The sequence below is a fragment of the Bacteroidota bacterium genome (assembly GCA_034439655.1).
Classification (GTDB): domain Bacteria; phylum Bacteroidota; class Bacteroidia; order UKL13-3; family UKL13-3; genus CANJUD01.
In genome coordinates, this window is the sequence record JAWXAU010000148.1 from 1 (window position 1) to 11,060 (window position 11,060).

The window sequence follows — 11,060 nt, forward strand, 5'->3', positions numbered from 1 at the left end:
ATTTGGTTTGTAGAATGGTAATGCCGAACTACATCCCGAAAGCCCCGCTTAATCCCGATAATTATCGGGATGCGGGGGGATTAGTCCCTTTCTTTTGGATTATTATATATTGAGTTTCGGTATAATAGTTTACGTCGTTAGTTTTTGCCCTAAATTTGCCGCGTGAAAATATCCAATGAAACAAAGGTTGGTTCACTTACGGTAATTGCCATAGTGATGCTAATTTTAGGCTATAATTATCTGAAAGGCAACGAGCTTTTCTCGACCACCAATACCTATTTTGCCATATATGACAATGTGGATGGCCTCACACCTTCCAATGCTGTGATGATTCAAGGTTTAAAAGTAGGCCAAGTCAGAAAAGTAACCTACCGCCCCGATAAAAAATTGGTGGTGATGATTGAAATAAACAGCGATCTGCAACTGAACAAACTCGATTCGTGCAAAATTGTAGCGACCGATATTTTTCAAAACAAGGCCATAGAAATAACCACATCGCACTTGGGGGATATCGCTCAAAACGGCGATACCTTAGTAGCCTACCTCAAACCCGGAATAGCCGATCAGATTTCTGCCGTTTTTGGCCCCATAAAAGCTAAGACAGAGAAATTTATTCTTGCAATAGATTCGATGATTGGTAGCTTTACTAGCGAAATTTCACCAGGCAATGCAGGTCAATTAAAACAATCGCTTGTTACCCTAAAAAACACTTTATTGGCTTTGAACCATACCGCAAGCGGCATGGACAATATGCTCAACTCAGATGCCAGCAAGTTTAACCAAATACTAGCCCATGTAGAGGGAATCACCCGCAAGCTGCACGACAATGCCAATACCTTAGAAAAGGTGATGAAAAATATGGCTAAAATTACCGATTCTCTAGCGGCCTCCGATTTAAAAACAACTATTCACAATGCCAACGATGCAGTTAAATCGGTAACCCTTTTGTTAGACAAAATAAACAAGGGCGAAGGCACCATTGGTTTATTGGTAAATGATACCAAGCTTTATGATAATCTAAGAAAATCGAGCGAAAACCTAGACAAACTATTGGTGGACCTAAAAGAGCATCCAAAACGCTATGTCCAAATCTCCGTCTTTGGAAAAAAAGAAAAGAAACCCGCTAAATGAGCAATATCGCCGATAAAATTCGCTTGGTAATTGTTGACGACCATCAGATGCTTATTGATGGAATAAAATCTCTTTTAAAGTCCGACAAACGCTTTGAAGTAGTGGGAGAAACCACTAAAAGCCCCGATGCAATTGGCTTGGTAAATTCGCTGCAGCCTCATATTCTGCTCAGCGATATTGATATGCCCGAGATGAATGGTATAGAATTGACCAAACTTTTAAAGTCTGTTTTTCCTTCATTGCAAGTATTAGTCCTTTCCATGCACAACGACCGCACTATGATTGGCGAAATTGTGAATGCGGGTGCTGCGGGGTATATATTGAAGAATACGGGTAAAGAAGAACTGGTAACGGCTCTTTTAAAAATATACCATGGTGGCATGTTCTTTAGCGACGATGTAGCAGCAGAAATGATGCGACCCGTTGCAGAGCCTGCAAAGCCTGCAAATAATCAAGTAAATCTAACAACCCGCGAACTGGAAATAGTAAAATTAATAGCCGAGGAATATAACAATGCCCAAATTGCAGATAAATTATTTATCAGCGAACGGACAGTAGAAACCCACCGAAAAAACATTTTGCGAAAAACAAATACGCACAATGTGTTGGGCTTGGTTAAATTTGCAATGGATAATGGTATCGTATAGCAGGCAACTTTTATTCGACTAACCTTGTCGCTACTGAAAAAGAAATTTATATGTTTAAAAAGGTTCATTTAGTTATTGTACTGCTTGTTTTATCAAGAGCGGCTATTGCTCAAGTTTCAAGCTTCCCAGCAGAATTTGAAGGATTATGGGAGGGGGAATTAAAAGTATATAAGCCTTCAAATATTCAAGATCTATCGGTTCCCAAAAGCAGGCAAAGGGTTACCATGCAGTTGGAAATTACCAAAAACGATACGGCACATTGTTGGAATTTTACTATCAGATATATGTCCCAAGGCCAACCCGATGAAAGAAAATATTTGCTCAAAAGAGATAGTTCCTCGGGAAGTTATATAATAGATGAGCAAAACTCATTAAGATTGAATTCTTACCTATTGGGAAATGTGTTGGTGGAGCGTTTTTCTTTGCCCGAAAAAGATATTACGAGTATCTATAAGTTTAGTGCCGATACCGTGTTTACACAAATTATTTCAAGTGAAGTTGCCCCCGTAACATGGACGGGCGGGTCTAAGGGGATTCCAAAGATTTTTAGTTACGAAGTGGATGGTTATCAAGATGCCGTTTTGGTGAAGAAAAAAAGATAGTCTGTATTGGAGTCTTATACCTATAAACTAGAGCAATTAACAGCGGCTGCCGAATGGGTTTTATTGATGGCAGAGAAGTATACTATTGTAGCTTTTGAAGGTGAAATGGGCATGGGAAAAACTACGCTTATTCAAGCCATTTGCAATAGGCTTAATATAGAAGGTAAGGCTATAAGCCCCTCTTATTCTTTAGTTAACGAATATACCTATTCTAAAAAAAACCATATCTATCATTTTGATTTTTATCGGATAAATTCTGAACAAGAAGCTATTGATGCAGGTTTTTATGAATATTTAGATAGTGGAAATCTGTGCTTAATAGAATGGCCACAAAAAATATCTAAACTGCTCACCAAAGAAAAAGTATTATATATAAATATAAACTTGGAAAAACAGAATGAGCGAATTCTCAGGATTAATTAAATTCGAATTCCTGTGGGTGAACTACCAATAAACTGCAGGGCAAATTAGAAAGAGCATACTCCAAATCGTGCGGGAACAACCTATCTAATAACCCAAGTTCGGTGTCGGGCGAGTTAAGCACCAATAAGTCCGCTTGGCTTTCTCTCGCAAAAGCGGAAACACAATGCCCTGGTTTGCCTTCACGTCTATCAACTTCAACTTTAAGATTTCCCATTGCAAACCTGTGAAGCATATTGTCTACTTCTTGTTTATTGTCAAATAAATTCATTAAAGTATCCTCGGTGCTATATTTTGCTTTCTCTACCATATCGTGACCTGCCGAAACAACCAAATGATCAACCGGAAGTTCTTCTACCAAGGTGAGTTTTTTGGTATTGGTTCTTCCACTTAACTTGGATGCAAAGTCAAGAGTATATGGGGTTTTGGGATGGTCTACCCCGCTCACTACCAAATGTTCGAAAGCCCCTTTATTTTTTACCGGGTGGTGGAGCAGCAAAATGCTGCAACGACATTTACGGCATAGGTTTTTAGAAATGCTCCCAGTAAAATATTTGAATAAATTCTGAGTATCATCGGTTGCAGTAATAAGCAAATCGGTGTGTTGAATTTGTGTAAACTCTAATAAACTTTCAACCTTGTCTCCCTCTAGCCAATGAAGACCGTTAAGTTTTATTTGAAGTCTTTTTAACACTTCCTCCAAATACTGTTCTTTTTGTGCAGTGGCTTTACCCACATGCACCATGTGCAACTCTGCACCTCTTGCAAGTTGTGCTGCACACGTTAACTCATCTTCTAAATGGTGATTAAAAGCAACCGCAACTGTTATTTTTTGAAACATCTTAAAAAGGCAAATCGTCGTCGCTTTGCCCAGGCTCAAAGGGGTCAGTTGCTATAGAATCTTGCGTCTGTGGTGTTGATGGAGAAGAGCCTGCACTTAACACATCTATTTTCCAAGGTTTCAAATCGGTATACCAGCGGTCATTGTACTCGCGGCTTTGCACATCGAAAGAAACTTTTAAATCTGTTCCTTCTGGCATGGTTTCTATTTGTGTGGCTCGCTCGCCCCATGCCGAGAAACATATTTTTTTGGGGAATTGTTCTGAGGTCTCAATCACAAAGTCTTGTTTAGACCATGGGCCGTTTTTCCCTTCGCCTGTTTGTTTTGGCAGCAATTTTATGAGCTTGCCCGATACTTCTAATGCCATCGTGTTATATATAAATAATCTGCAAAAATAACGTTATATTTTATAATATGGGTAATAAAAAAACTTAAAAAACAATCAACAAGCCATGTGGACTTTTTGTGCTAATCATATAATTCAAATTTGAGTTCTTGCTTGCCATAGCCCAGCTCCTTCAATCGGTCTCGTGCCTCACGCACCATAGCACTCCATCCACACAGATAAAAAATAACAGGCTTCTTTTCTCCAAAATATCTCAAATACACATCGTGAACATATCCAATATCGCCATCCCAGGTTTCTTTGCTCTCCCTCGACAATACAGGTAGAAATTTAAACTCAGGGTGCTGTTGCTGCAATTCCTCGAATTCTTTCCTATATAAAATATCCTGCTTTACACGGTTGCCAAAAACCATATACATGTTTTTGTGCGGAATGTTTTTATTATATATATCATGTATCATTGCCCGCAGCGGGGCTATGCCCGTTCCTGTGCATACAAAACACAAATCTGTTTCTATGTTTTCTGGCAAAATAAATTTACCCACAGGTCCGGCTGTTTTTACAATGCTCCCTACTTTTACGTTCTCAAATAAATAAGGTGTACCCAATCCGTCCGGTTTAATAACAATACACAATTCAAAAACCTCGTCTTCTCTTGGTGCCGAAGCAATGGAATAGCTTCTATTGGTAAACTTAGCTTCAATGGGAAGATCCAACATTACAAACTGCCCCGCTTTGTACGTAAAATCGCTAGGCATTTTCAAGAAATACCTTTTCACTGTGGGTGTTTCGTCTATTATGTCGACTACTTGTGCGTCATGATATTGGTGAGCCATGAGATTTTTATTATTATTTTGGTTATTCAAAAAAATTATAACGGCAAATAAACAGGAATAAATTTATATTGCAGCCAAATTTTTATCTTATGTCAGAAAACCAATCAGCGGCTCAAATGCATTTTATCCAAATGATAAAGAATAAGTTGCCCAACCACGTTTCTTTACCCGAACAAATAGCTTCTTTACTTAATATTGGCGACCACAGTGCATATCGTCGTATTAGGGGAGAAAAGGTAATGAGCTTAGATGAAGTTTTATTGCTCGCCAACCATTTCGAGATAAGTCTTGAATTGCTGAACCCAAAGATTTCTAACGATCAAGTGTGGTTTTCTTTTAAAACTTTAGATAACAAGTCTTTTACGTTTGAACAATATTTGCAATCGCAAATTGACCACCTAGAACGGATAAGCAAAGCAAAAGAAAAAGAAATGATATACTCCGCCAAAGACTTACCTGTGTTTCACTATTATCATTTTGACGAACTTGCGGCATTTAAAATATTTGTTTGGAAAAAGGCTATAATGGGACTCGAAGAGTACCAAGACCGGCAGTTCTCGATTGATACCGTAAATGAAGACCAAAATATTGTTATGGGTAAGATGGCATTGGAACGTTATATAGCTGTGCCGAGCGTCGAAATATGGAACGATGAAACACCGCACTCTGTTCTGCGTCAGATACATTTTTATTATGATATGGGCGTTTTTAAAAACAAAAAGGAGGCACTGGTATTGGTTGACCAATTCATGGAAATGATGAACCACCTAGAGAAACAGGCCGAAGTTGGTCATAAGTTTCACGTTGGCGACAATCCTTCTGAATATGGTAGCACTTACAAACTATACAATAATGAAGTGGTATTGTGCGACAATAGCATTTTTGCTGTTACCGATGACCAAAAGGGTGTATTTATTACACACAACACCCTAAACTATATGTTTATTACAAACCGCGATTATTGTGATACTACTCAACTATGGCTAAACAACTTAATGAAACGCTCAACGTTAATAAGTTCTGCGTCAGAAAAAGCAAGAACCCAATTCTTCAATACTATTAAAGAAAAAGTAGAGGTGGTAAGAAAGCGGATTAAATGATTTTTGTTGATATTTGAACCTAATATTCAAATTGTTTCTTTTCAAAATGTGCATGAATTCTCCTTGCTAGTTTCGCTAGGCGTTCGTTAGTTTGCTCCATAAAAATATATTCTTTTGAACCTACAAGATAAATTCAATAAATCTGTTTCAGAAAAAGCCATCGACAGTGAGTTTTACGGACAAATGACGGACTTTGCAAACTCCTTCTCAAAACAAAAACAAAGCAAAGCAGGAATAATACAACACCCTGAAAATGCAAAAAAAAGAGGGGCCTTTTATCGGTGGCGTACTACAGAAAATCTTGATAAACATTTAATAGAGTTCGAATCTAATTTCCTTAAGAAAGGTGGGAAAGTGATTTGGGCACCCGATGAAAAAGATATACAAAAAGAAGTTGCTCTTTTGCTGGCAAAGTATAATAATTATGATATTGAAGTTTCGCATTCGCCAATATTTGAAGAAGCGGGGCTTTATAATGCTCTTTCTAATAAACCTTCTCACAGTGCGGGCATAGAAGCTACTTTGTGTGGCGAAAAAAGAGCGTACAGCCATCCTGTATTCCCCCTAGCTCATGTGGGAAAAGAAAAAGCGAATGTTTTTTTTAACGAGTTCTTGGGGTTGAAAGCACGCACCGAAACTAAATATTGGGCAGAATACTATAGAGATAAATCTATTTCGAAAACCATCAACAAATCCATTGCTTTCGTTAGTCCCCAGTTTGCTCTTACCGATTCGGGGTCTCTTGTGTTTGTGGGTAATAACGGGTTACAAACTTCACTGGTAATGCAGAGTAATATAATAGTTGCTTTGGTTGGGATTGACCAAATGGTAGCAACCAAAAATGAATTGGAAACTTTGTTGCCCCTATTATCTGTTTATGGCCAAGCTGAGGCCCTGAGCCGGCAGCTCTTGTTTGTAGGGGGTCCGAAACAGAGTTCTTTTGATGAAGGCCCAGAGGAAATATATATTATCTTGTTTGACAATGGCAGAAGCAACACGCTTTCTAAACCAGCAATAAGACAATCATCTCACTGTATTCAATGTGGTGCCTGCCATATGGTTTGTCCCGTATTCAGAATGGTGGGTGCTGAATCGTATAGACCTGCTAATGCTGGCCCAATCGGCAAAGTAACATCGCAACAACAATATATCGCCAAAGAAATGAAGCACCTCAGTTTTGCCAGTACACATTGTGGTGCATGCACCGAAGTCTGTCCCGTAAAAATAGATATACATAGCTTGATCGTCAATAACCGAAAAGATAGTCAAGAAACAGGACATGCAGGAGCTAACGAAAAATATTTGTGGCTTGCATGGAAACGGATGATGTTAAAACGTAAACGAATGAACCAAACAACGTCGCTCAAAAGTTTTATGTTCCGCACTGCTTTTAGAAAAAACTGGGGCGAAAAGCGTGAATTCCCACAACTCGTTGAACGTTCATTCAATCAAATGTGGGTTGAACAATTTGGTTCTGGCCAAGAAGATTAAATTATATTTCTTCGCTTTCCTCTTTCAACAAATTTGCGGATAGCTGTTTTGTAGTTTTTGCTCCTAGCTCTTGGAGCTTTTGGGTTCTGTTTACCAAATTGCCAGAACCAGTCGATAGTTTCTTGTATGCCTCATTATAATTAATATGTGCGACATCTATTGATTTACCAACCTTCTCCAGGCTTTCTACAAACCCTACAAACTTATCATATAACTCTCCTCCCTGTCTAGCAATCTCCAATGCGTTTTTTACTTGCCTGTCTTGTTGCCAAAGAGATGAGACCGTACGCAAGGTGGCAAGCAGCGTTGAAGGGCTCACAATCACTATTTTCCTTTCCCAAGCAAATGTATAGATGTCTTGATCGTGTTGCATGGCGGCCGCAAATGCTGGCTCAATGGGCATGAACAACAAAACCATATCGGGCGAATTAAACCCTTGAGCTGCTTGATAGTTTTTATCGCCTAGTTGCTTTATATGATTTCTGACGGAATCAACATGCTGTTTTATATATTTACTCCTATCTTGTTCTGTCTCTGCCGACGACCATGAATCGTATGCAATGAGAGACACTTTACTATCAATAATTATATGTTTATTGTCAGGAAGCATCACTACCACATCAGGTCTAAGCGTATTGCCATCGTTGCCGGTAGCTGTATACTGTGTCCGGTATTCCCTGTCTTTTTGAAGACCACTCATTTCTAATACACGCTCAAGTATAATCTCTCCCCAGTTTCCTTGCTTTTTATTGTCCCCTTTTAAGGCGGTAGTTAAATTATTAGCTTCTTTCTGCAAATTTAGGTTCATTTCCATCAGTTGTTTTATTTCCGTTTTTAGGCTAATGCGTTCGCCCGATTCGGCTTTATATGTTTTATCTACCTTCTCTTCAAATTCCTTTATCCGGTCTTTTAATGGGTTCAGAATAATATCAAGGTTGGTTCTGTTTTGCTCCGTAAATTTTTGGCTCTTCTCTTCCAACAATCGCGAAGCAATGTTTTCAAAGTCGGCCTGAAGTTTTTTGGTGAGGCTCTCCATTTCTTCCTTCTGTGTTGCTATTTTCTCATTCTGATTTTTAAAAATTTCTTCCGCCTTGGCAATTTTACTTTCTAGTTTGGTGTTTTTTTCTCTCTCCTCTTTTATTTCCAATTCTAATTTTAAGACTAGCCTTTGCTGCTCTATAACACGCTTTTCTTCAAAACTTTTATCTTTTGTTATGTCGTTCAATGCCCTCTCCGTAACTTCAAGTAGGGTTGCTTTCTGTTCGAGTTCTTCTAGTTGATGAAATTTTGAGGCGTAGATACTTTTAGCAATAACCCATGTTAGAATCGCTCCACTACTTAAACCCAATATTAAAAATACCGACTCTATCATACCGCAAAAGTGCATCACACCTGTCGTTGTTTATCCATAACATTTGCCCAAAGGCATGTTTAAAACTAAACTTGCTGTTCCATTTTTCTAATAGGTTAAATAGGGTGCTAGTTTTTGTAAAGTCGTATCCGGTAATAACTTGGCCCTACTAAGTTCTTTTGCTTCTGTAATTTTATTATGCTGCTTTCTAAAGTTTACTATATTGTTAGCAGCCTTCCATCCTATATAGGGGTGATTACCCATCGTTTCCTTGCTGGCATTATTTATATTGAGCTTTCTTGCATCTTCTTTAATATATAAGTGAGAAACTGAAATATTATACATATCTATGTCCATGTTCGTAATCTGTCTCATTTGCTCTATATTAATATACCCTCCTAAACGTTCACGGTACTGTACTATTTTGGCTGCCATGTATTTGCCTATGCCTGGCAAGGTTTCTAACTGCAGACTGTCGGCTGTATTCAAATCGAGCAAAATAAAATCCCTTTTGATATAGTTTCTTTTTTCAAAACTATCGGGTAGCAGTATATAATTGTGTGCTTTTGCAACCCATGTGACATTTAATACAGCAAGTTTTTCAAAATCTGATCTCCGTTTGAAACCGTTATATTTACTTCTAAGTTTAAGAATAGACCTAATTTGTCCCTTATTTAGACCTAGTTTTTCAAAATCACTTGCAGATAATGTGTTAGGGTCAAAAGGAAAAAATGTTGGGTCATTTTTATTGTTTTCATATAACGCCTCGTTAATTTTATATTCTTGTTCCTCTACTGTTTCATTTTGTTGGGCAAACATTAAGTCCATTGCCGCTTTGTCCGACTCAGATATTGGTTGCTGAACTCCTTCATCTTGAAGCAAACTATATGCAGGGACAAAAAAAACCAACAGCACTAGCGAGAGCAATATCCAAAGGATGCCGCGTTTCTGTGTTGCTGCAAACTGTAAAAAGTCATTCTTATGTTGCTTGAAATCTCTAGACACAATAAAACAATAGGTTTTGTGCAAACATACAAAAACACCTTCTAAATCTTTGACAAAAAATATACAGTTGAAAAATAACTTGTTGTTTGTCAAATGAAACAAACTTAATTTTTTTAATTCCTGCTTTTTTTCCTATTTTGCATTAAAAAAGGAGGCCTTCTTTATGGAAACAGTATTTAACAAACTACTCGTCACTTCTGAAAAAGCCGATACTTTCCCTGCGGCTTGTGGTTTTATTGAGTTTATGGTTACTCGCAACAAGCCCCTAGAAGTTGATTTCATGTTTATCAACGACGACCTCTCCCATCTAAACACACAAGTGAAAGAACGTGTGCAAGAATGCATTAACCTCATGCATAGTCAAAATATTATGACGGAGCATTCCTTTAGGCAAGGTAATTTTCACCGTGGTATTATAGATATGGCTCAATATTCGGGCACCGATCTTATAATATGTGGAGCTGAACTGGTGAAAGGATTCCGTCGATTTTGGAATGGTAGCGAAACTTATAAACTTATAAAAGAAGCTCCTTGTTATGTTGTTTCTATTCAAAAGCCCATGAAGCGGCAAAGTATCAAAAAAATAGTTTTGCCTATAGATACTACCCAAGAAACAAGGCAAAAAGTTCCCGCTGCAATGCAAATGGCCAAGCTCTTCGATGCCACAATCCACGTGCTTGGGGTGTCGTCAAGCAACTCTCCCGATACTCTCAAAACAGTGAAAAACTATGCCGAGCAAGCCGCCGATTTTATGCGTGAGCGAGATACCAAAGTAGAAATTGATTTTTTGCAAGGCACTAACCTCACGGATGTAACACTACAATATGTAGACAACATCGATGCCGACATGCTTATGATTATGGCTGTGGAAGAACCTAACCCTTATGGTATGTTCGAAGGTTCTTTCCCAGAGCAAATGATACTCAAATCGCAAGTACCCGTAATCTCTATAAAGCTACGCGAAGATTTAAAAGTAACCTACTTTGCAATATAGCTTTTGGCAAACCATACTTCCTTAATTTTATACTGGCCTTTTGGCAACAAAAAACCTACCCAGGCCAAACACGTTAAATACTACGTGCTGTGGGCACGACCAATACCATTTCTTAAACTAACACCATTGCTTAATACACATTAGTCCAATAATGTGGATTACTTTTTTTAAATACATATTGGACTAATCTGTGATAAGCGTATATTTGTGACATGTCATTACCATCTATATTTATTGTAACTGAATCTCAGGTTGAGATTAAAAAATTAATGAAACCACAATCAGCAATGATTGCA

The 11,060-nt window shown here is 38.1% G+C and carries 12 protein-coding genes; 7 read left to right on the forward strand and 5 right to left on the reverse strand.

From position 1 onward, the window contains the following. Positions 1–162 precede the first annotated feature (162 nt). Genes SGJ10_10765 through tsaE form a run of 4 tightly spaced genes read left to right on the forward strand, consistent with a single transcriptional unit; the run spans position 163 to position 2,803 of the window. Positions 163–1,131: an MlaD family protein gene (locus tag SGJ10_10765; protein ID MDZ4758599.1), complete on the forward strand. Its 969-nt coding sequence runs from the start codon at positions 163–165 to the stop codon at positions 1,129–1,131. Then, positions 1,128–1,778 (forward strand): response regulator transcription factor, encoded by a 651-nt coding sequence (locus SGJ10_10770; protein ID MDZ4758600.1) that lies wholly within the window; start codon positions 1,128–1,130, stop codon positions 1,776–1,778. The genes SGJ10_10765 and SGJ10_10770 overlap by 4 nt, the downstream gene beginning before the upstream one ends. Positions 1,779–1,828: 50 nt before the next feature. Further along, positions 1,829–2,380 carry a hypothetical protein gene (locus SGJ10_10775; GenBank protein ID MDZ4758601.1) on the forward strand — a complete coding sequence of 184 codons (552 nt, stop codon included), beginning with the start codon at positions 1,829–1,831 and terminating at the stop codon, positions 2,378–2,380. 6 nt (positions 2,381–2,386) lie between these two features. Further along, positions 2,387–2,803, forward strand: coding sequence for a tRNA (adenosine(37)-N6)-threonylcarbamoyltransferase complex ATPase subunit type 1 TsaE (gene tsaE, locus SGJ10_10780; GenBank protein MDZ4758602.1), 417 nt, complete (start codon positions 2,387–2,389; stop codon positions 2,801–2,803). On the opposite strand, the gene SGJ10_10785 is transcribed toward tsaE, so the two are convergent. The 3 genes from SGJ10_10785 to SGJ10_10795 all read right to left on the reverse strand — a co-directional run bounded on the left by SGJ10_10785 (position 2,796) and on the right by SGJ10_10795 (position 4,853). Further along, positions 2,796–3,641 carry a universal stress protein gene (locus tag SGJ10_10785; protein MDZ4758603.1) on the reverse strand — a complete coding sequence of 282 codons (846 nt, stop codon included), beginning with the start codon at positions 3,639–3,641 and terminating at the stop codon, positions 2,796–2,798. The genes tsaE and SGJ10_10785 overlap by 8 nt on opposite strands. Position 3,642: 1 nt before the next feature. Continuing rightward, positions 3,643–4,008, reverse strand: a complete 366-nt coding sequence (locus tag SGJ10_10790; GenBank protein MDZ4758604.1) for a DUF3127 domain-containing protein — start codon at positions 4,006–4,008, stop codon at positions 3,643–3,645. A gap of 101 nt (positions 4,009–4,109) precedes the next feature. Next, positions 4,110–4,853 (reverse strand): FAD-dependent oxidoreductase, encoded by a 744-nt coding sequence (locus SGJ10_10795; protein MDZ4758605.1) that lies wholly within the window; start codon positions 4,851–4,853, stop codon positions 4,110–4,112. Positions 4,854–4,912: 59 nt separating this feature from the next. On the opposite strand from SGJ10_10795, the gene SGJ10_10800 reads away from it, so the two are divergent. Then, positions 4,913–5,923: a hypothetical protein gene (locus SGJ10_10800; protein ID MDZ4758606.1), complete on the forward strand. Its 1,011-nt coding sequence runs from the start codon at positions 4,913–4,915 to the stop codon at positions 5,921–5,923. 114 nt (positions 5,924–6,037) lie between these two features. Further along, positions 6,038–7,414 (forward strand): LUD domain-containing protein, encoded by a 1,377-nt coding sequence (locus SGJ10_10805; GenBank protein ID MDZ4758607.1) that lies wholly within the window; start codon positions 6,038–6,040, stop codon positions 7,412–7,414. Between the two features lies 1 nt (position 7,415). Here SGJ10_10805 and rmuC read toward each other — a convergent pair whose 3' ends face one another. Together rmuC and SGJ10_10815 are read right to left on the reverse strand one after the other, a co-directional pair. After that, positions 7,416–8,786 (reverse strand): DNA recombination protein RmuC, encoded by a 1,371-nt coding sequence (gene rmuC / locus SGJ10_10810; GenBank protein MDZ4758608.1) that lies wholly within the window; start codon positions 8,784–8,786, stop codon positions 7,416–7,418. Between the two features lie 87 nt (positions 8,787–8,873). Then, positions 8,874–9,794 carry a helix-hairpin-helix domain-containing protein gene (locus tag SGJ10_10815; GenBank protein ID MDZ4758609.1) on the reverse strand — a complete coding sequence of 307 codons (921 nt, stop codon included), beginning with the start codon at positions 9,792–9,794 and terminating at the stop codon, positions 8,874–8,876. Between the two features lie 139 nt (positions 9,795–9,933). Between SGJ10_10815 and SGJ10_10820 the strand changes: the two genes are divergently transcribed. Next, positions 9,934–10,764, forward strand: a complete 831-nt coding sequence (locus tag SGJ10_10820) for a universal stress protein (GenBank protein ID MDZ4758610.1) — start codon at positions 9,934–9,936, stop codon at positions 10,762–10,764. The last annotated feature ends 296 nt before the right edge of the window (positions 10,765–11,060 follow it).

Bases quoted from the DNA above. Each gene is read 5' to 3' on its own strand.
- SGJ10_10770 (MDZ4758600.1), top strand. From the start codon at position 1,128: ATGAGCAATATCGCCGATAAAATTCGCTTGGTAATTGTTGACGACCAT.
- SGJ10_10775 (MDZ4758601.1), top strand. From the start codon at position 1,829: ATGTTTAAAAAGGTTCATTTAGTTATTGTACTGCTTGTTTTATCAAGA.
- SGJ10_10785 (MDZ4758603.1), bottom strand. From the start codon at position 3,641: ATGTTTCAAAAAATAACAGTTGCGGTTGCTTTTAATCACCATTTAGAA.
- SGJ10_10790 (MDZ4758604.1), bottom strand. From the start codon at position 4,008: ATGGCATTAGAAGTATCGGGCAAGCTCATAAAATTGCTGCCAAAACAA.
- SGJ10_10800 (MDZ4758606.1), top strand. From the start codon at position 4,913: ATGTCAGAAAACCAATCAGCGGCTCAAATGCATTTTATCCAAATGATA.
- rmuC (MDZ4758608.1), bottom strand. From the start codon at position 8,786: ATGATAGAGTCGGTATTTTTAATATTGGGTTTAAGTAGTGGAGCGATT.
- SGJ10_10820 (MDZ4758610.1), top strand. From the start codon at position 9,934: ATGGAAACAGTATTTAACAAACTACTCGTCACTTCTGAAAAAGCCGAT.